The sequence below is a fragment of the Streptomyces sp. NRRL WC-3742 genome, from assembly GCF_000720635.1.
Classification (GTDB): Bacteria; Actinomycetota; Actinomycetes; order Streptomycetales; family Streptomycetaceae; genus Kitasatospora.
Genome location: NZ_JOCF01000029.1, coordinates 24116 through 43793, shown reverse-complemented (window position 1 = coordinate 43793; position 19678 = coordinate 24116). Strand labels below are relative to the sequence as shown.

Sequence of the window (19678 nt, the reverse complement as noted above, 5' to 3'; positions counted from 1 at the left end):
ACCTATGGTTCAGCCGCGAACCATATCCACCAGGACCGGCCTCACAGCTGCGCCGAGGGCGGCAGCCCCATCGCGACCCCGGCCTTCACCACCGGCGCCCCGCCCTTCATGCTCGGGCTGCGCCGGCTGCGCCGCTCGACCCACCGGGCGAGCCAGGACAGCAGCAGACACATGCCGATGTAGATCGGCGCGATCACGATCACCACCGGGATGAACGGCAGGTCGTAGTCCAGGTTGGTGGCGATCAGCTTGCCCGCGTGCAGGAACTCCTCGTAGGTGATGAGGAACCCGAGCGAGGTGTCCTTGAGCGCCACCACCAGCTGGCTGATGATCGCCGGCAGCATCGCCCGGTTGGCCTGCGGCACCAGCACGTACGTCATCACCTGCGTCTTGCGCATGCCCAGCGCGAACGCGGCCTCCCGCTGCCCCTTGGGCACGGCGAGCACTCCGGCCCGGAACACCTCGGCCAGCACCGAGCCGTTGTAGAGGACCAGGCCCGCCACCAGCGCCCACAGCGGCTGCACCTTGAGCGCCACGAACACGAAGAAGATCATCACCAGCAGCGGCATGGCCCGGAAGAACTCCACCACCAGCCCGGAGAACCAGCGCACCACCCGGTGGTCGGACAGCCGCCCGGCCGCGAACAGCGCGCCGAAGGGCAGCGCGAACAGCACCGTCCAGCCGAACGCCTGCAGGGTGTTGCCGAGCCCGCGCAGCAGGAGGTCCTGCACGCCCCGGTACTCGAAGGGCTCCCACTTGGCGTACGTGAACTGGTGGGTGTGGAACAGCATGTAGACGACCCAGCCGATCAGCGCCGCGATCAGCAGCAGCGCGATCCCGCCGTACAGCCGGTGGCGGGCCAGCGCCTTCGGGCCGGGGATGTCGTACAGCGCCGAGGATTCGACCGTCATCGGGACACCGCCACTCGTCGTTCCAGCAGGTTGAAGACGGCGCTGACGGCCAGGGTGATGACCAGGTAGCCGACGGCGATCCAGAAGAAGGTCCAGATGATGCTGTAGCCCAGCTCGTTGATCGTCCGGTAGCTGCCCAGCAGTTCGGTGACGCTGAACGAGCCGGCGATCGCGGTGTTCTTCGCCAGGGCGATCATCACGCTGCCGATCGGCGCCACGACCGAGCGGTACGCCTGCGGCAGCACCACCAGGCCCATCGTCTGGCCGAAGTTCATGCCGAGGCTGCGCGCCGCCTCGCCCTGCCCGGTGGGCACGGTGTTGATGCCCGAGCGCATCGCCTCGCAGACGAAGGCCGAGGTGTAGCAGCCCAGCGCCAGCACCGCGAAGGTGTAGAAGGGCAGCGTGATGTGGAACCTCGGCAGGCCCAGCACCACGATGAAGAACAGCAGGGTCAGCGGGGTGTTGCGCAGGACGGTCACCCAGACCGTCCCGAAGAGCCGCAGCGGGCGCACCGGCGAGACCCGGAAGCCCGCGATCAGCACGCCGAGCACCAGCGACAGCACGCCGCTCACCGCGAAGAGCGAGAGCGTGCCGAGGAAGCCGTCCCAGTAGGTCGACCAGTTGTCGGTCAGCGTTTTCACGGAGCGGCCCTCTCAGTACCGGTTGATCTGCGGCGGGTTGGGCGCGGGTTCCCCCGACAGTCCGAGGGTGGCGTCGAACGCCTTCTTCCAGTCGCCGTTCTGCTCGTGCGCGGCCAGCGCGTCGTTCAGGGCCCCGCGGAGCACGGTGTCGTTCTTCGGGGTCCCGACGCCGTACGGCTCGGAGGAGAACAGCGGCCCGACGACCTTGAGCTCGTCCGGCGCCTTGGCGGCGTAGCCGAGCAGGATCGCGTTGTCGGTGGTGACGGCGTCGACCTGGTCGGTGATCAGGTTGTCCACGCAGGCCGAGTAGGTGTCGTAGCCGATCAGGTGCGCCTCGGGGTAGGTCGACTTGATGCGCTGGTAGGGCGTGGACCCGGCGGCCGAGCACACCTTCTTGCCGTTCAGGTCCTGCGGCCCGTGGATGGCCTTGTCGTTCTTGCGCACCAGCAGCGACTGCCCGGCGACGAAGTACGGACCGGCGAAGCCGACCAGCTTCTTGCGGTTGTCGTTGATGGTGTACGTGCCGACGTAGTAGTCCACCTGGCCGTTCTGCAGCGCGGTCTCGCGGTTGGCCGAGGCGATGGTCCTGAACTGCACCTTGTCGGGCGGGAAGCCGAGCGAGGCGGCGAGCATCTTGGCGATCTCGATGTCGAACCCGGAGTACACGCCGGTGGCCGGGTTCTTCTGGCCCAGGTACGGCTGGTCCTCCTTGGCCCCGACCACCAGGTGGCCCCGGCTCCGCGCGGCGTCCAGCGTCGAGGATCCGGTGATCCTCGCCGCGTCCTGCACCTGGTAGGTGGGCAGGGCGCTGGGCTGCGGGCCCTTGGGCGGCGGGGTGCCGGCCTTGCCGCAGCCGGCCGCCAGTGCGGCGACCAGCGAGGTGGCCAGCAGGGCGGCGGCGAGCGCGCGGGCGCGCGAGGGCGTCCTCGTACGGTTCACGGCGCCCGCCTCAGTGCTTCAGGATCTTGGACAGGAAGTCCCGGGCGCGTTCGCTCTCCGGGGCGCCGAAGAAGTCCTCCGGGGCGCGGTCCTCGACGATCCGGCCGTCCGCCATGAACACCACCCGGTTCGCGGAGGCCCGGGCGAAGCCCATCTCGTGGGTCACCACGACCATCGTCATGCCCTCGTGGGCGAGTTGGCGCATGACGTCCAGCACCTCGTTGATCATCTCGGGGTCGAGGGCCGAGGTGGGCTCGTCGAACAGCAGCGCCTTGGGGTCCATCGCCAGCGCCCGGGCGATCGCCACGCGCTGCTGCTGGCCGCCGGACAGCTGCGCCGGGTACTTGTCGGCCTGCGAGGCCAGGCCCACCCGCTCCAGCAGGGCGCGGGACTTGGTGTCCGCCTCGGCCCTGGCCCGCCCGCGCACCTTGATCTGGGCGAGCGAGACGTTCTGCAGCACGGTCTTGTGCGCGAACAGGTTGAAGGACTGGAAGACCATGCCGACCTCGGCGCGCAGCTTCGCCAGCCCCTTGCCCTCCTCGGGCAGCGGCTCGCCGTCGATCAGGATGGTGCCCCGCTCGATCGGCTCCAGGCGGTTGATCGCCCGGCACAGCGTGGACTTGCCGGAGCCGGAGGGGCCGATGACGACGACGACCTCGCCGCGGCCCACGGTCAGCTCGATGTCCTGCAGCACGTGCAGGTCCCCGAAGTGCTTGTTGACGCCCCGCAGTTCGATCAGCGGGGTGAAGGCGGAGGCGCCGGCCGCGGCCGGCCCGGGGTCCGTGGTCACCGGTTGCGCCGCCCCTTCAGCAGCCAGCCCAGTGCGGCGCCGGCGACCAGGGTGGCCAGCAGCGCGATCCACAGCGGCGCCGTCACGGTGAACACCCAGAACTGGATCTTCACCTTGTCGAGGTTGGCGAACAGGAACCACACGGCGAGGATCACGATCACGCCGATCCCGATCCACCGGGTGGGGATCCCGCCGATCTCGCTGCGCTGGGAACCGGACGAACCGTCTGAAATCTTGGTCACCGGAGCAGTCTGCGGGCCTTGCCCACGTTTTGCCCGATTACGCGCCCTCCGGGGCCGAGGTGTAACCCGCACGGGGCAATCCGGCCCCGCTCAGGTTTGAGACGCGCAGGTTTGAGATGCGCAGGTTTGAAATCCGTGCGAGGGACGAACTCCGCGGACGCCGCACCGTCCGCGGGACCCCGGTCCTACCCCTCGTCCCGCCAGGAGCGCCACAGCGCCGCGTACGGGCCGCCGGCCGCGACCAGCTCCGCGTGGCTGCCGTACTCGCTGATCCGCCCGGCCTCGACCACCGCGATCACGTCCGCGTCGTGCGCGGTGTGCAGCCGGTGGGCGATGGCGATGACGGTGCGCCCCTCCAGCACCTTGGAGAGCGAGCGCTCCAGGTGGCGGGCGGCCCGCGGGTCCAGCAGCGAGGTGGCCTCGTCCAGCACGAGGGTGTGCGGATCGGCCAGCACCAGCCGGGCCAGGGCGAGCTGCTGCGCCTGCGGCGGCGTCAGCGAGGCGCCTCCGGAGCCGACCTCGGTGTCCAGGCCCTTCGGCAGCGCCTGCGCCCAGTCGCCGGCGTCCACCGCGTCGAGCGCCGCACGCAGCTCGGTGTCGTCGGCCCCCGGCGCGGCCAGGCGCAGGTTGTCCCGCAGGGTGCCGACGAACACGTGGTGCTCCTGGTTGACGAGGGCGACCTCGGCGCGCACCCGCTCGGCCGGCATGCCGGCCAGCGGCGCGCCGCCGAGCGTCACACTGCCCCGGCCGGGGGCGTAGATCCCGGCCAGCAGCCGGCCGAGGGTGGACTTGCCCGCGCCGGAGGGGCCCACCAGGGCGACGCGACTGCCCGGCGCGACGTCCAGGGAGATCCCGTGCAGCACGTCGACGCCCTCGCGGTAGCCGAACCGCACGTCCCGGGCCTCGACCCTGCGGCCGTCCGGGTGCAGGTTCTCGTCCCCCTCGTGCTCGGGCACCTCCTGCACGCCCACCAGCCGGGCCAGCGACGCCTGCCCGATCTGCAGTTCGTCGAGCCAGCGCAGGATCAGGTCCACCGGGCCGGTCAGCATCTGGACGTAGAGCACGCCGGAGGTCAGCTGGCCCACGGTGATCCAGCCGCGCAGGGTGAACAGGGCGCCCAGCACGAGGGTGGCCAGCAGCGCCGAGGCGTAGACCGCGTCGATGCTCGGGAACCAGACCGAGCGCAGCCACAGCGTGTACCGCTCCCAGGCGACCCACTCGCCGAGCTTGCGGTCCATCAGCCGTACGCGGCGGTCGCCCAGGCGCAGCGCCTCGACGGTGCGCCCGGCGTCCACCGTCTCGACGAGGACGTTGCTCACCTCGGCGTGCGCGGCCGACTCGCTGCGGTAGGACTGCGGCGCGCGCCGGAAGTACCACCGGGTGACGAGGACGAGCAGCGGCAGGCCCGTGAGCGCGGTGAGCGCCAGCGGCGGGGCGGTGACCAGCAGCGCGCCCAGCAGGAGCAGCAGGGAGACGAGCGCGACGGCCAGTTCGGGCAGGGCCTCGCGGACGGACTTGTCCAGCCGGTCGATGTCGGTGGTGCCCCGGGAGACGAGGTCCCCGGTGCCGGCCCGCTCCAGCACGCCGGTGGGCAGGGTGACCGAGCGGACCAGGAAGTCCTCCCGCAGGTCGGCGAGCACCCGCTCGCCGAGGACGGCGCCGCGCATGCGCGACCACCCGGTGAACGCGGCCTGCACCAGCAGCGCGGCCAGGTACCAGCCGACGGCCGAGGAGATGGCCGCCTCGGTGGTGCCGGCGGCCAGGGACTCGACCAGGGTGCCGAGCACCCAGGGGCCGACGAGCCCGGCCAGGGTGGCGACCGAGTGCAGCCCCACCACGGCGGAGAACCCCAGGCGGTGGCGCCTGGTGAGCACCCGCAGGTACCCGCGCACGGCGGCCGGGGAGCCGACCGGCAGGGTGGTGGCCGGCTCCCGGTCGTGCCTCAGCGGCGGCTTCACGACGTCCTCCTCACGGTCCGCGCGCCGTTCGCCGGCGCCGGTTCCTCGTCCCGGGCGACCACCGCCCGGTAGGCGGGCTCCGCCCGCATCAGCTCGCCGTGGCGCCCCGCGGCGACGGCCCGGCCGCCGCGCAGCAGCACCACCCGGTCCGCCTGGTCGAGCAGCAGCGGGCTGGTGGCGAACACCACGGTGGTGCGCCCGGCTCGCACGCCGCGCAGCCCGGCGGCGATCCGCGACTCGGTGTGGGCGTCCACCGCGCTGGTGGGCTCGTCCAGGACGAGCACCGGCGGGTCGGCCAGCACCGAGCGCGCCAGGGCGAGCCGCTGGCGCTGCCCGCCCGACAGCGAGCGCCCGCGCTCGGCGATCCGGGCGCCCATGGCGTCCCCGTCGCGGACGGCGCCCGCGGCCGCGAGGGCGTGCAGGACGTCGTCGCAGCGGGTGGCGGCCAGGGCCTCGGCCACCGGCACCCGCCCCGAGGAGGGGATGTCGAACAGCTCGCCCAGCGTGCCGGAGAGCAGCACCGGCTCCTTGTCCTGCACCAGCACCGCCTCCCTGGCCTCGGCGAGCGGCACCGCGTCCAGGTCCGTCCCGCCGAGCCGTACGGAGGGCGGGGGCGTCTCGCCCTCGCCGAGGGGGACGTGCCCGCCGAGGCGCTCGGCGAGGACGCCGGCGAAGTCCGGGTCCCCGCAGACCACGGCAGTCAACTCCCCCGCCCGGGCGGTGAGTCCGGTCTCCGGGTCGTGCAGGTCGCCCTTCTCGGGCCGTATCAGCACGGCGTCGCCCGGGCTGCCGGTCCGCCTGAGCGAGAGCACCCGCACGGCCCGTCCGGCGGAGACCCGGGCCACGCTCCAGGCGTGGGCGGCCTCGCCGAGGATGCGCAGCGGGGCCGCCAGGTAGGCGGTGGCGCCGTAGACGGCGATCAGGGTGCCGACGGCCAGCTCCCCGTCGGCCACCAGCCGGGCGCCGTACCAGGTGACGCCGACCACGAACAGGCCCGGCAGCAGCACCTGCTGAGCCTGCATCAGGGAGGAGAAGCGGGCGGAGCGGACGGCCGCGGCGCGCACCTCCTGGGAGGCGGCGCGGTAGCGCTGCAGGAACAGCTCCTCGCCGCCGATGCCGCGCAGCACGCGCAGGCCGGCCACGGTGTCGGCGGCCAGTTCGGTGGCCCGGCCGCCGTAGGCGCGCTGGCGCTCGTAGCGCCGCTCGAAGGGGCCGATCAGCGGCCACATGGAGACGGCCAGCACCGGCACCCCGAGCAACACCCAGACGCCCAGGCCGGGTTCGACCACGAGCACGGTGGTACTGACGGCCAGCCAGGTGATCACCGCGCCCCGCACCCGGGCGACCAGCTCGACGTACCAGGCGATCCGTTCGACGTCCCCGCCGCCGACGGCGACGGCCTCCCCGGTGGCGATCCGGCGGGAGAGCCCGGCGCCGAGGGCGGAGGCCCGGCGGGCCACCAACTGCCGCACCTGGCAGGCGGCGTCGATCCAGTTCCAGATGGCCTGACGGTGCAGCAGGACGGCTCCGGCGGCGCCGAGGACGGCGAGCAGGAGCACGAGGCCCGCGGCCCGCCAGATCCCGGCCGTGTCGCCCTCGGCGGCGGCCTGGACGCCGAGCCCGAGCGGGACCGGCAGCGACGCCTTGCCGCCCATCTCCAGCAGGGCCCAGCAGGTGGCGAGCGTCTGCCCGCGCCGCTGGCCGTGCCTGAGGCGGCGCAGGAAGGCGGCGGGCGAGCTCAGGTCGGGTGGGCCGGGATCGGCCGATGGCAGGGAGGTGAGCAACATGGCACTCCGATGCGGAAGGTTGGGATGTACGGGAGCTCTGTCGTGAGAGCTGCGGACGGCGGCCGAACGCGTGGGGCGGCGGGCGCGCGTCATCGATCCCGGGGTGGGGCACCGGGTGAGCATGGGCAGGGCGCGAAGGGGCCCGGGTCTCAGGAGGCTGTGGCCGCGAGACTGCCAATCGCATTGTGAGCAGTGCAAGGGGTTATTCCCACCCATCGACACCAAACCCACACAGCACTTCCGCCCCACCGGCCACGCACCGGAAGTTCCTCCGGCGATTCGGGGCCCCGACGCGGTCCCTTCATGCGCAGGTCAAGAGCCTGACGGGCCGAAGCAGATTCCCTCGAACGGCGGGAACAATCCCGGGGGAACACCAGTTGCCCCCGATGGAATCCGCACGCACCACCGAGCGCGCACCACCGGACACCCCCAGAAGGGCACTGCTTCCCCGTGAGCACCATCCCCGGCATCACCCTCAACGACGGCACTCGGATCCCGCAGCTCGGCTTCGGCGTCTGGCAGGTCCCGGACGCGGAGGCCACCGCCGCCGTCCGCACGGCGATCGAGGCGGGCTACCGCTCCATCGACACCGCCGCCGTCTACGAGAACGAGACGGGCACCGGCCGCGCCGTCACCGAAGCCCTGGCCGACGGCACCGTCTCCCGCGCCGACCTGTACATCACCACCAAGCTGTGGAACTCCGGCACCCGCGACTGGTCGGGCGAGCAGGGCCGCGACGCGGTGCTGCGCGAGTTCGACGCCTCGCTCGAGAAGCTCGGCCTCGACCACGTCGACCTGTACCTGATCCACTGGCCGCGCCCGATGCACGGCACCTACGCCAACGTCTGGAAGGCCCTGGAGCAGATCAAGGCGGACGGCCGGGCCACCTCCATCGGCGTCTCCAACTTCGGCACCGAGCAGCTGACCCGCCTGCTGGACGAGTCCTCCGTCGTCCCGGCGCTGAACCAGGTCGAGCTGCACCCGTACTTCCCGCAGGAGGAGCTGCGCGCCTTCCACGCCGAGCACGGCATCGCCACCGAGGCGTGGAGCCCGCTGGGCCAGGGCGGCGAACTGCTCGCCGAGCCGGCGCTGGTGAAGATCGCCGAGAAGCACGGCCGCACGGTCGCCCAGGTGGTGCTGCGCTGGCACCTGCAGAGCGGCGTGATCGCCATCCCGAAGTCGGTCACCCCCTCCCGCATCCGGGAGAACCTGGACGTCGCCGGCTTCGAGCTGGACGCCGAGGACCTCGCCGCGATCGCCGGCGTGGCCACCGGCAAGCGGATCGGGCCGGACCCGCAGGGCTTCGACTGGAACTGACGCCCGATCGGGCCCACCCGGGCCTGAGCGGCCGCCACGCCCTCATGCCGAGGACCGCCCACCCCGTCGCGGGGTGGGCGGTCCTCGGTGTGTCACGGGCCGCCGCGAGCAGGCCGCGACGGCCGACCGCGTGCGTGACCGCACGGCCGCCGTGATCGCGTCACGGCGGCCGAACGACACCCGCAGTCACCACGGCCGCCACGGTCGCCCACGAAAGATTCCCGAACGATCGGAACTCTCCACTACGTTGGCGAATCGTTTTGGCTGTGATTTCGGGGACGACCGCTAAATCCTGGCCGCCTTGGCGATCAGGGCCAGCGCCGTCGCGTGCTCGTCCTCGTCCAGCGGGGCGAGCAGCAGCCGCTGGACCTCGGCCACGCCGGCGGCCGAGCGGTGGAGCAGGTCCTGTCCCGCCGGTGAGAGCGAGAGCAGGTTGCGCCGCCCGTCCGAGGGGTCACGCCGACGCTGCACCAGACCGCGGCGCACCAGCCGGCTGACCATCTCGGCCATGGTGGCCTTGTCCAGCGAGGCCAGCTCGCCGACCGTGCGCTGGTCGGCGCCCGGTTCCTGTTCCAGGGCGTCCAGCACCGCGTACTGCGGTGCCGTCAGCTCGGCCCCGACGTGCTCGGACCAGAGCTTGGTGTGCACCTGCTGACCGACCCTGATGAGGTAGCCGATCGCCCGCTGGGCGTCCAGTATCGGCCGCGCGTCCGTGAAGACGGCGACCGCGGCGGGTTCAAGCCTGGCTATCTTGGCCATCACCCGCACGATCTCGACCTGCTCCTCCGCCGAAAGCGGCTCGAACAGGACGCGCTGCACGCGGACCACTCCTCCGGTGGCCTCGCGCACCGCCTGGGCGCCGCTCTGCGAGAGAGCGAGCAACTTGCGTCGGCCGTCGGCCGGGTCCCGCCTGCGCAGCACCAGACCGCGCCTGACCAGCCGCGCGACCATCTCGGCCATCGTCGCCTTGTCGAGCGAGGCACGCTCGCCGACGGTCCGCTGGTCCGCGCCCGGTTCCAGGGCGAGCACCAGCAGTACGGCGAACTGCGGAGCCGTGAGATCGGCTCCGACGTGCTCGGACCACAACCGCGTGTGGACCTGTTGAGCAACACGAATGAGGTGTCCGGGCGACTGCTGCAGTCGCGCGGACACGCGGGTTGTCGGGATCTCCCCCAGCACCATGTATCCGTCCCGATGTCACACCCGGTGTGTGTGGGACACCCGGGTGGGGCAGTTACGGCGAGTGGGCGTCCAGCTATGAGGGAGGGCGCTCCAGCCGTGCAGCCGGTGGCTGCTGGCGGACACTATACAAACGGCAGGGCCTTGCTGGCAGGCAGGGGCGGATAGTAGACGCAGGTTCGGCAACATTGGCATATTTACGCGCTCCGACTCGCCCCCGGTAACCCGGATTCAGCAGAAAGCCGACCGGTCGGTCCTTACCGACCGTCACACCTGGGGCTCTCCACCCTGGCCGCCCTCCCTACCCGCCGGTAAGGTGTGGCCACCCTCCCCGGGGGACTCCCCCGGAGACACCCCCGAGAGAGACGAGAGCGAGCATGACCGAGCAGAGCACCGCCCCCCGGGTCGCCGTCGTCACCGGCGCCGCCCGCGGCCTCGGCGCCGCCACCGCCGTACGCCTGGCCGAGGACGGCTACGCCGTCGCCGTGCTGGACCTGGACGAGAGCGCCTGCAAGGACACCGTCGACCGGATCACCGCCGCCGGCGGCCGGGCCCTGGCCGTCGGCGCCGACGTCTCCGACGCCGACCAGGTCCAGGCCGCCGTCGACCGCGTCGCGGCCGAGCTCGGCGCCCCCGTCGTGCTGGTGAACAACGCCGGGGTCCTGCGCGACAACCTGCTCTTCAAGATGTCCGAGTCCGACTGGGACACGGTCATGAACGTCCACCTGCGCGGCGCGTTCCTGATGACCCGTGCCGTGCAGAAGCACATGGTGGACGCCGGTTTCGGCCGCGTCGTCAACCTGTCCTCCTCCTCGGCCCAGGGCAACCGCGGCCAGGCCAACTACTCGGCCGCCAAGGCGGGCCTGCAGGGCTTCACCAAGACTTTGGCCATCGAGCTGGGCAAGTTCGGCGTCACGGCCAACGCCGTCGCCCCCGGCTTCATCGCCACGGACATGACGGCCGCCACCGCCGCCCGCGTCGGCATGGACTTCGAAGACTTCAAGCGGGCCGCCGCCTCTCAGATCCCGGTCCAGAGGGTCGGTCTGCCTGAGGACGTGGCCCACACCATCTCCTTCCTGGCGAGCGAGGGCGCCGGTTTCGTCTCCGGCCAGGTGATCTACGTGGCGGGCGGTCCCCTCGACTAGGGCTTCGCCTGAGCACGGAACCCACACAGGGTTACCACGGAGTGGGAAGCCGGTCGCACCGGCCGCCCACTCCGTTTCCTTTACCGGGGCTTTTGCATCACCATTCGAGAACGGCACGGATATTCGATGGCGGAAACCGGGAAATCACTCCCCGGGCCACACCCCGCGCGGGCCGATTGTCGATTTCCCGGGAAAATGACAATTCCCCCCGAAAGGGCCCCGCCCGCCTGGGTAAGGTCACCCCCGTGCAAGCCAGAAGTACCCGTGCGCCTTTTCCTCCCAGCCGCCGCCAGGCCGCCCTGCTCGCCGCCACCGTCGCGGTCTACCTGCTGGTGCTGGCCGGGGTGGCGCTCAACACCTCGCTCGTCGACCTCGACTGGTCGGTGCGGCTGCTGCGCCCCTACCAGCGCTGGCCCCGCCTGGAGCCGCTGCTCGACACCTGGGTGGTCGCCGGCCAGCGCGGCCCCTCCGCGATCGCCGCCTTCGCCTGGCTGGCCTGGCGCGCCCACCGGATCGGGCGGCTGCGCCCGCTGCTGGTGATGGCCGTCGCCCTGCTGCTGCTCAACGTCACGGTCGGCGCGGTCAAGATCGTCACCGGCCGCCTCGGCCCCCACTACGCCCAGTACGTGGGCTCCCCCGAGCTGTTCTCCGGCGGCACCATCTTCCCCTCCGGCCACACCGCCAACGCCGTGGTCACCTGGGGCGTGCTCGCCTACCTGGCCGGGCGCTGGCGGCGCACCGGCGCGGTGATCGCCGCCGCCACCGCCTGCTCGATCGGCCTGACCACCGTCTACCTGGGCACCCACTGGGTCACCGACGTGCTGGCCGGCTGGGCCGCCGGGGCCCTGGTGCTGCTCTCGCTGCCGCTGCTGGAGCCCCTGGTCACCGCCGCCGAACAGCGGCTCTCCCGTCTCCCGGGCCGCTGAGCACCGAGGGCCCGGGGCGCCCTAGCCCTCCCAGGAGCGCTGCACCAGGCCGCCGTCCACCACCAGGTTGAGCCGCCCCTCGCGGTACTCCAGGGTGATCCGCTCCTGCGGCCCCAGCTCCCGCACCACCGCCCAGCCGTCCCGCCCGGCGGCCTCCCGGGCCCGCTCGACCGTCATCCCCGCGTACCGCTCGGCATCCATCGACCCTCCCCGGCCCCGCTGCCCGGACGTACGCTGGAATCGTAGCCCCCACCCGCGCGGTCCGGAGGTGCCAGGCCATGCGCACCACCACCCCGAGGCGCTGGCGCAGCGGCACCGAACCGGCCAGCGCCCGCAGCGACCTCAAGCTTCGCTACCTGCTCTCGCTGACCTTCACCCCGCTGTTCGCCCTCGCCACCGCGGGCTTCGCGCTGTGGGCGGCCGCCTCCCCCGCCTTCGGAGCGCCGAGCCGCGGCACCCTGATCGGTTTCGCGGTGGCCTGCGGCCTGCTGACGGTGTTCGCCGCGGTCGACCTCGCGGTGGTGATCCGCCGCCGCCGCACGGAACTCTGACCCGGCGCCCGCGCCCGAACGCGGTGTCTCCCACGGCGTGGGAAGCCGGCCCGCCCGGCCTCCCACGCCCGGCATCGTCACGGCCGGTTGCCGAGCGACTGCTTCACCAGCGTCCGCCCGAAGTCCCACATCAGCCCGCTGCCCCGGTGGGCGTCGTCCATGATGTCGGTGAAGGCGTCCACGAAGCGGTCCACGTCCCGTTCGGTGATGATCAGCGGCGGGATCAGCTTGATCACCTCCAGGTGGTCGCCGGACACCTGGGTCAGGATGCGGTGGCGCTGGAGCAGCGGCACGACGACCATCTGGGCGAACAGCCCCTTGCGCGCCGCCTGCAGGGCCGTCCAGCCGGTGCGCAGCTTGAGCGACTTGGGCCTGCCGAACTCGATGCCGATCATCAGACCGCGCCCGCGCACCTCGGCCAGCATCTCGTACCGGTCCACGAGCGCGGCCAGCCGCTCCCGGAACTGGTCGCCCACCTTGCGGGCGTTGTCCACGACCCGCTCGTCCTCCATGACCGCGAGCGTCGCGAGCCCCGCCGCCATGGCCTGGTTGTTGGCCCCGAAGCTGGTGGAGTGCACCAGCACCCGGTCCATCGAGGAGTACACCTTCTCGAAGATCCAGCTCTTGCCCAGCGTCGCGCCGATGGGCACGTACCCGCCGGAGAGCGCCTTGGCCGCGCAGACCAGGTCGGGCAACACCCCGTCCTCGTGCTGGTAGGCGAAGAACTCGCCGGTGCGCCCGATCCCGGTCTGGACCTCGTCGCAGATGAGCAGCGCCCGGTGCTCGTGCAGCAGCGCCTGCGCGGCGCGCAGCCAGCCCGGCGGGGGCGCGAGCACGCCCTTGCCCTGGATGGGCTCGACGATCAGGGCCGCGACGTCGCCGCGCTTCAGCTCCTTGGCCAGCGCCCCGATGTCGCCCAGCGGGATGGCGGTGTCCGGCAACAGCGGGTCGAAGCCCTTGCGGAAGCCCTTCTCCCCGTTGACGGACAGCGAGCCGGTGGTCAGCCCGTGGAAGGCGTGGTCGGCGTAGAGGACGCGCCCCCGCCCGGTGGCGTAGCGGGCGAACTTGAGCGCCGTCTCCACCGCCTCGGTGCCGCTGTTGCCGAAGAACACCCGGTCCAGCCCGGGGGCGTAGGAGAGCAGCTTCTCGGCCAGCAGCCCGGCGAGTGGCGAGCAGTCGAAGCGCACGAGGTCCGGCAGGTCGAGGTCCATGACCTGCTGGACGGCCGCGCGCACCACGGGGTGGTGGCGGCCGAGGGCGAAGATCCCGAAGCCGGCCAGCATGTCGAGGTACTGGTGGCCCTCGGCGTCGTAGAAGTACGGGCCCTCGGCGCGCTCGTAGAACTTGTCGAAGCCGATGGTGTGCAGCATCCGCGACAGCTGCGGGTTGAGGTAGCGGCTGTTCAACTCGTAGCGCTCGCCCCCGCGTTCGGCGAGGAGTGCCGCGAGGTCGAAGGCAGGCCGGTCGGGGTCGGGGCGGTCGGCGTCGGGGCGGTCGGGGTCAGCCGGCATGGCGCGGGTTCGCTCCTCGGGTCGGCAGCAGGTTCTTGGCGAAGACGGCGCTCTGGGCCGCGACGCCGGTGCCGGTCAGGCCGGCCTCCTCGAGGATCTCCCCGCGCGAGGCGTGGCCGTGGAACTCCTGCGGCAGCCCGAGCACTCGGACGGGCACGTCCACGTCGGCGTCGCGCAGCGCCTGGGCGACGGCCGCGCCGACGCCGCCGGTGCGGCCGTTGTCCTCGACGGTGACCACCAGCCGGTGGGCGGCGGCGAGCCGGGGCAGCGCCGGGTCCACGGGCTTGACCCAGCGCGGGTCGACGACGGTGGCGGTGAAGCCCTCGGCGAGCAGCAGCCGGGCGGCGTCCAGGCAGGCGGGCGCGGTGGTACCGACGGCGACCAGGAGGATCTCCGGCAGCGGCCCGGTGCGCAGCAGCACGTCCACCCCGCCGATGCGCTCGGTCGCGGGGACGGAGGGGCCGATGGCGCCCTTGGGGAAGCGGATCACCGTGGGCGCGTCCTCGACGGCGACGGCCTCGCGCAGCTGGGCGCGCAGCTGCTCGGCGTCCCGGGGCGCGGCCAGGCGCAGGCCCGGGACGACCTGGAGGATCGACATGTCCCACATGCCGTGGTGGGAGGCGCCGTCCGGGCCGGTGACCCCGGCGCGGTCCAGGACGAAGGTGACGCCGAGCCGGTGCAGGGCCACGTCCATCAGGACCTGGTCGAAGGCCCGGTTGAGGAAGGTGGCGTACACCGCGACCACCGGGTGCAGCCCACCGGTGGCCAGGCCCGCGGCGCTGGTGACGGCGTGCTGCTCGGCGATGCCGACGTCGAAGGTGCGCGCCGGGTACGCCTTGGCGAAGGGCGCGAGGCCGACGGGCTGGAGCATCGCGGCGGTGATCGCCACCAGGTCGGGCCGCTCGCCGCCGAGGGCGAGCAGTTCCTCGCCGAAGACGGAGGTCCAGGAGACGCCGGCGCTGGGCGAGATCGGCAGGCAGGTGTAGGGGTCGATCGGGTTGACGGCGTGGAAGCGGTCGGCCTCGTCCTGTTCGGCGGGCCGGTAGCCGCGGCCCTTGACCGTGAGGCAGTGGACGATGACGGGGCCGCCGAACCCCTTGGCCTGTCGGAGCGCCTGCTCGACCGCGCCCAGGTCGTGCCCGTCGATGGGCCCGAGGTACTTGAGGCCGAGGTCCTCGAACATGCCCTGCGGGGCGAAGGCGTCCTTGAAGCCCTTCTTGGCGCCGTGCAGCGCGTCGAAGATCGGCTGGCCGACGAGCGGGGTGCGCTGGAGCGCCCCCTTGCCGAGGGCGAGGAAGCGTTCGTAGCCCTGGGTGGTGCGCAGGGTGGCGAGGTGGTGGGCGAGGCCCCCGATGGTCCTCGCGTAGGAGCGCTCGTTGTCGTTGACGACGATGACCAGCGGCCGGTCATCCGCTTCGGCGATGTTGTTGAGCGCCTCCCAGGCGAGCCCGCCGGTGAGCGCGCCGTCGCCGATGACGGCGACGGTGCGGCGGTCGTGCTCGCCGCGCAGCTGCGCCGCCTTGGCGAGGCCGTCGGCGTAGGAGAGGGCGGTGGAGGCGTGGGAGTTCTCGACGAGGTCGTGCTCGGACTCGGCCCGGGAGGGGTAGCCGGACAGGCCGCCCTTCATCCTCAGCCTGGTGAAGTCCTGGCGCCCGGTGAGGAGTTTGTGGACGTAGCTCTGGTGGCCGGTGTCGAAGACGATCCGGTCACGGGGTGAGTCGAAGACCCGGTGCAGGGCGATGGTGAGCTCGACCACGCCGAGGTTGGGGCCGAGGTGGCCGCCGGTGCGGGTGACGGCGTCGATCAGGAAGTCGCGGATCTCCTGGGCGAGCAGCGGGAGTTCGGCCGCCGGGAGCCGGCGCAGCTCGGCCGGGGAGGTGACGCGGGAGAGCAGAGACATGGGTACACCTCACGACGTTCTGTGGTGCGGTGGTGGCCCCCGCCGGCAGGTGCCGGGCCGGGCGGGGGCGGGGCCGGCCCGGGCAGGCCGCCCGGGCCGGACTGGTCGTTCTCAGCGGCCTTTGCCCGCGTTCACCGTCTCGGTGATGGCGCGCAGCGACTCGCGCAGCGAGCCCATGGTGGCGAGGACGGCGGTGGGCTCGTAGCCGCAGTGCGCCATGCAGTTGGCGCAGCGCGGGTCCTTGCCGCGGCCGTACTTGCTCCAGTCGGTGTCCTCCACCAGTTCGCGGTAGGTCGGCACGTAGCCGTCCGCCATCAGGTAGCAGGGGCGCTGCCAGCCGAACAGCGAGTAGTTGGGGATGCCCCAGGGGGTGCACTCGAAGTCCTTCTTGCCCTCGAGGAAGTCGAGGAACAGCGGGCTGTGGTTGAGCCGCCAGCGCCGCCGGTTGCCGCCGGCGAAGGCTGTGCGGAACAGCTCGCGGGTCTGCTCGACGCCGAGGAAGTGCTCCTGGTCGGGGGCCTTCTCGTAGGCGTAGGCCGGGGAGATCATCATCTCGTCGACCTTGAGCTCGTCGTTGAGGTAGTCCAGCACCTCGACGACGGTCTGAGGGGTGTCGGTGTTGAAGAAGGTGCTGTTGGTGGTGACCCGGAAGCCGCGCCGCTTGGCCTCCTTGATCGCGGCCACCGCCTCGTCGAAGACGCCCTCCTTGGCCACCGACTCGTCGTGGCGCTCGCGCAGGCCGTCGATGTGCACGGCGAAGGTGAAGTACGGCGAGGGCTTGAACTTGTCGATCTTCTTGCGCAGCAGCAGGGCGTTGGTGCAGAGGAAGACGTACTTGCGGCGCTCGACGAGCTGGCGCACGATCTCGTCGATCTGGGGGTGCATCAGCGGCTCGCCGCCGGCGATGGAGACCATCGGCGCGCCCGACTCCAGGACGGCTCCGACCGCCTGGGCGACGGGCATCCGCTGCTTGAGGACGCCCGCGGGGTGCTGGATCTTGCCGCAGCCCTCGCAGGCGAGGTTGCAGGCGAACAGCGGTTCCAGCTCGACGATCAGCGGGAACTTGTCGCGCCGTTTGAGCAGCTTCTGCTGCATGAGGTAGGTGCCGACCCGCACGGTCTGGCGCAACGGCATGGCCATGGCTAGCTCGCCTCCTGGCTGAGCGTCGAGGATGTCGGGTGGTTCAGGTCAGCGGGGCCGGGCCCGGGACCGGGCCGGTACCAGTCGACGATGGCGGGCACGGTGGCCCGCAGCGTCCGCCAGGCCCGTACCCCGGCCGGCAGGGTGCCGGGCCGCAGCAGTTCGTGCTCGGGGGTGTCCACCACCACCCGCAGGACGGCCGTCGGCAGCGCCGGGCGCACCTCGGCCAGAGCGGCCAGGACGCCGGACGCCTCCATGTCGACGGCCAGCGCGCCCTGGACGTGCAGGGCCCGCCGCTCCAGGCCGCGCACCACGTGGTCGGCGGTGTGGTGCACCCCGGTGTGGGCGACGATCCCGCACTCCTTGAGCGCGCGGGCCAGCTCCGGGCCGGAGTCGACGCGGTGGTGGTGGCCCTCCGCGTCGCGCACGCCGTCGGCGACCACGACGTCCCCGGGCCGGATCCCGGGGCCGACGGCCGCGCCGAAGCCGGCCACGACCACGGCGCCGTACCCGGTGGGCGCCGAGCCGAGAAGCCGGCGCACCGTCAGGGCCGCCCGGCGCCGGCCGACGCCGGTGCGCACCAGCACCGGCGGCCCGCCGGCCGCGCCCCGCCAGTCGCCGCCGCGCAGGGCCCAGACCTCGGGGCCGAGGGCGCAGAGGACCAGCAGGGGCGCGCAGGTCACCGTGACGCTCCGATCGCCGGGGCGGCGTCCAGGTAGCGGCCGAGCGCGGTCACCGGGAAGACCAGCCGGTAGAGGTGGTAGTTGATGGAGAAGTCCCACGGGAACCCGGTGCCGGTGAACTGCGGCTCGTCCCAGGTGCCCTCGGGCAGCTGGGTGCGCACCAGCCAGGCCACGCCGCGCTCCACGGCCGGGTTGGCCCGGCCGCGCGGGCCCTCGCCGGCCGCGAGGAGCGCCATCAGCGCCCAGGCGGTCTGCGAGGCGGTGGAGTCGCCGCGCCCGGCCCACTGCGCCGGGTCCTCGTAGGAGCGCATGTCCTCGCCCCAGCCGCCGTCCGCGTTCTGGCGGTCCTCCAGCCAGCGCACGGCGCGCCGCACGGCCGGGTGCTCGTCGGGGACGCCGGCCGCGGCGAGGGCGGGCAGCACCGAGCCGGTGCCGTAGATGTAGTTGGTGCCCCAGCGGCCGAACCAGGAGCCGTCCGCCTCCTGGTTGCGCAGCAGCCACTCGATGCCGCGCCGGGTGCGCCGGTCCGCCGCGAGGCCCGTCTCGGCGAGCATCTCCACCACGTGGGCGGTGACGTCGGCGGAGGGCGGGTCGACCACCTCGCCGAAGTCGCAGAACGGCAGCCGGTTGGGCAGCTTGCTGGTGTTGTCGACGTCGAAGGCGCCCCAGGCGCCGTTCTTGGACTGCATGCCGAGGTTCCACAGCACGGCGCGGTCCACGGCCGCGTCCAGCCGGGCCGGTTCCGGGTGGCCGACCCGGCGCAGGGCGAGCACCACCTCGGCGGTGTCGTCGATGTCGGGATAGGTGTCGTTCTCGAACTCGAAGGCCCAGCCTCCCGCCGGCAGGCCCGGCCGCTTCACGGACCAGTCGCCTCGGGAGGTGATCTCCTCGTCGAGCATCCAGTCGGCGGCCGCGACCAGCGCCGGGTGGTCGCGCGGAAGGCCCGCGTCGACCAGGGCGATGGTGGCCAGGCAGGTGTCCCAGACCGGGGACTGGCACGCCTCCATCCAGCGCATGCCGTCCTCGGTGTGCACGGTGAAGCGGTCGAAGGAGGCGAGGCCCGCCTTCATCACCGGGTGGTCCAGCTCGTAGCCCTCCAGGTGCAGGGCGATCAGCGAGTAGACGGCCGGGGGCTGGATGCCGCCCCAGCAGCCGTCCGCCTCCTGCCGCTCGACGATCCAGCGGCAGGCTTGGGTGACGGCGAGCTTGCGCAGCGGGCGGAAGGCCCGGTGGTGGTAGGCGTGGAGCACCCTGTCCAGGCGCTCGAAGAGGCCGTCCCAGCTGGTGGCGGGGGCGAGCGGCCGGGTCGGGTAGGGGTCGGCCGGGTCGGTGTGCAGCTCGGTCAGGGCGAAGGGCGCCGGGCGTACGGGCCGGTGGGAGGAGACGACGGTGAGCGGGACGATGGTCTGACGGGCCCAGCAGCCGAAGGCGTAGATGTTCAGCGGCAGCCACTTGGGCAGGAAGATGATCTCGGGCGGCATCTCGGGCAGCCGCTCCCAGGGCCACCAGCCGAACAGCGCGAGCCAGATCCGGGTGAACACCCGGGCGGCCGCGATGCCCCCGGCGGAGCGGATGTGGCGGGCGGCGGCCAGCATGTGCGGGGCGTTCGGGTCGTCCCCGGCGAGTTTGAGGGCGACGTACGCCTCGACGGTGGTGGACAGTTCGGCCGGGCCGCCGTGGAAGGTGGCCCAGGTGCCGTCCTCGCGCTGCTGGGAGCGGATCCACTCGGCGGTGGCGGCGGTCTGCTCCTCGGTCCGGATGCCGAGGAACTGCCTGAGCAGTAAGTCCTCGGCGTCCATCGTGACGTTGGTCTCGAGGTCGCCCTTCCACCAGCCCTCGGGGGACTGGAGCGAGAGCAGGTGGGCGGTGGCGCGGGCCAGGGCCTCGCGCGCGTCGGCCGGTCCCTGGCCCTGGCCCTCGCCCGCCGGCCGCGCCGGGCCGGCGTCCTCGGGCTGCCACCGCCCCGCGCCCAGCAGGGCGGCAGGGCGGTCGCCCACCGCGACCGGCTCGGAATCGTACTCAGGGTCGAGCCGGCCGTCCGCGGTTGCTGTCAACGTA

Annotated in this window: 18 protein-coding genes; 4 read left to right on the top strand and 14 right to left on the bottom strand. The window is 72.6% G+C overall.

The annotated features are described in order from the left end of the window. Positions 1 to 41 precede the first annotated feature (41 nt). The 7 genes from IH61_RS0117575 to IH61_RS45990 form a co-directional block, all read right to left on the bottom strand. Positions 42 to 911, bottom strand: coding sequence for an amino acid ABC transporter permease (locus IH61_RS0117575; RefSeq protein WP_037972938.1), 870 nt, complete (start codon positions 909 to 911; stop codon positions 42 to 44). After that, complete coding sequence (locus IH61_RS0117570; protein ID WP_031070723.1) at positions 908 to 1552, bottom strand: amino acid ABC transporter permease; 645 nt, start codon at positions 1550 to 1552, stop codon at positions 908 to 910. Before IH61_RS0117570 ends, IH61_RS0117575 begins: the two co-directional genes overlap by 4 nt. 12 nt (positions 1553 to 1564) lie before the next feature. Further along, positions 1565 to 2491: a glutamate ABC transporter substrate-binding protein gene (locus IH61_RS0117565; RefSeq protein WP_031070721.1), complete on the bottom strand. Its 927-nt coding sequence runs from the start codon at positions 2489 to 2491 to the stop codon at positions 1565 to 1567. 10 nt (positions 2492 to 2501) lie between these two features. Then, positions 2502 to 3230: an amino acid ABC transporter ATP-binding protein gene (locus IH61_RS0117560; protein ID WP_031070719.1), complete on the bottom strand. Its 729-nt coding sequence runs from the start codon at positions 3228 to 3230 to the stop codon at positions 2502 to 2504. 47 nt (positions 3231 to 3277) lie between these two features. Further along, entirely contained in the window at positions 3278 to 3523 is a 246-nt protein-coding gene (locus IH61_RS0117555; RefSeq protein ID WP_031070717.1) for a lipopolysaccharide assembly protein LapA domain-containing protein, read from the bottom strand. A 185-nt stretch (positions 3524 to 3708) separates the two neighbouring features. Continuing rightward, complete coding sequence (locus IH61_RS45995) at positions 3709 to 5481, bottom strand: ABC transporter ATP-binding protein (protein ID WP_031070797.1); 1773 nt, start codon at positions 5479 to 5481, stop codon at positions 3709 to 3711. After that, positions 5478 to 7268 carry an ABC transporter transmembrane domain-containing protein gene (locus IH61_RS45990; protein ID WP_063763216.1) on the bottom strand — a complete coding sequence of 597 codons (1791 nt, stop codon included), beginning with the start codon at positions 7266 to 7268 and terminating at the stop codon, positions 5478 to 5480. Before IH61_RS45990 ends, IH61_RS45995 begins: the two co-directional genes overlap by 4 nt. A 450-nt stretch (positions 7269 to 7718) precedes the next feature. Here IH61_RS45990 and IH61_RS0117540 point away from each other — a divergent pair, with 450 nt between their 5' ends. Next, a complete protein-coding gene (locus IH61_RS0117540) occupies positions 7719 to 8585 on the top strand; it encodes an aldo/keto reductase (protein WP_031070715.1) in 867 nt (288 codons plus the stop codon). 285 nt (positions 8586 to 8870) lie between these two features. Here IH61_RS0117540 and IH61_RS46985 read toward each other — a convergent pair whose 3' ends face one another. Then, positions 8871 to 9671: a MarR family winged helix-turn-helix transcriptional regulator gene (locus tag IH61_RS46985; RefSeq protein ID WP_234327222.1), complete on the bottom strand. Its 801-nt coding sequence runs from the start codon at positions 9669 to 9671 to the stop codon at positions 8871 to 8873. A 470-nt stretch (positions 9672 to 10141) separates the two neighbouring features. Between IH61_RS46985 and fabG the strand changes: the two genes are divergently transcribed. Then, entirely contained in the window at positions 10142 to 10909 is a 768-nt protein-coding gene (gene fabG, locus IH61_RS0117525) for a 3-oxoacyl-ACP reductase FabG (protein ID WP_031070712.1), read from the top strand. Positions 10910 to 11154: 245 nt separating this feature from the next. After that, a complete protein-coding gene (locus tag IH61_RS0117520) occupies positions 11155 to 11835 on the top strand; it encodes a phosphatase PAP2 family protein (RefSeq protein ID WP_051837298.1) in 681 nt (226 codons plus the stop codon). 21 nt (positions 11836 to 11856) lie between these two features. Here IH61_RS0117520 and IH61_RS0117515 read toward each other — a convergent pair whose 3' ends face one another. Next, on the bottom strand, positions 11857 to 12036 hold the full coding sequence (locus tag IH61_RS0117515; protein WP_031070707.1) for a hypothetical protein: 180 nt from the start codon (positions 12034 to 12036) through the stop codon (positions 11857 to 11859). A gap of 77 nt (positions 12037 to 12113) precedes the next feature. Between IH61_RS0117515 and IH61_RS0117510 the strand changes: the two genes are divergently transcribed. After that, positions 12114 to 12386 (top strand): DUF6343 family protein, encoded by a 273-nt coding sequence (locus tag IH61_RS0117510; RefSeq protein WP_031070706.1) that lies wholly within the window; start codon positions 12114 to 12116, stop codon positions 12384 to 12386. 77 nt (positions 12387 to 12463) lie between these two features. On the opposite strand, the gene IH61_RS0117505 is transcribed toward IH61_RS0117510, so the two are convergent. The 5 genes from IH61_RS0117505 to shc form a co-directional block, all read right to left on the bottom strand. Further along, positions 12464 to 13897: an aspartate aminotransferase family protein gene (locus tag IH61_RS0117505; protein WP_051837296.1), complete on the bottom strand. Its 1434-nt coding sequence runs from the start codon at positions 13895 to 13897 to the stop codon at positions 12464 to 12466. Beyond that, positions 13887 to 15797, bottom strand: a complete 1911-nt coding sequence (dxs, locus tag IH61_RS0117500) for a 1-deoxy-D-xylulose-5-phosphate synthase (protein ID WP_031070702.1) — start codon at positions 15795 to 15797, stop codon at positions 13887 to 13889. Before dxs ends, IH61_RS0117505 begins: the two co-directional genes overlap by 11 nt. 111 nt (positions 15798 to 15908) lie before the next feature. Next, positions 15909 to 16937, bottom strand: a complete 1029-nt coding sequence (hpnH, locus tag IH61_RS0117495) for an adenosyl-hopene transferase HpnH (RefSeq protein WP_031070700.1) — start codon at positions 16935 to 16937, stop codon at positions 15909 to 15911. Positions 16938 to 16939: 2 nt separating this feature from the next. After that, positions 16940 to 17620, bottom strand: coding sequence for a hypothetical protein (locus IH61_RS0117490; protein WP_051837294.1), 681 nt, complete (start codon positions 17618 to 17620; stop codon positions 16940 to 16942). Next, positions 17617 to 19674 (bottom strand): squalene--hopene cyclase, encoded by a 2058-nt coding sequence (shc, locus tag IH61_RS0117485; RefSeq protein ID WP_234327221.1) that lies wholly within the window; start codon positions 19672 to 19674, stop codon positions 17617 to 17619. Before shc ends, IH61_RS0117490 begins: the two co-directional genes overlap by 4 nt. Positions 19675 to 19678: the final 4 nt, after the last annotated feature.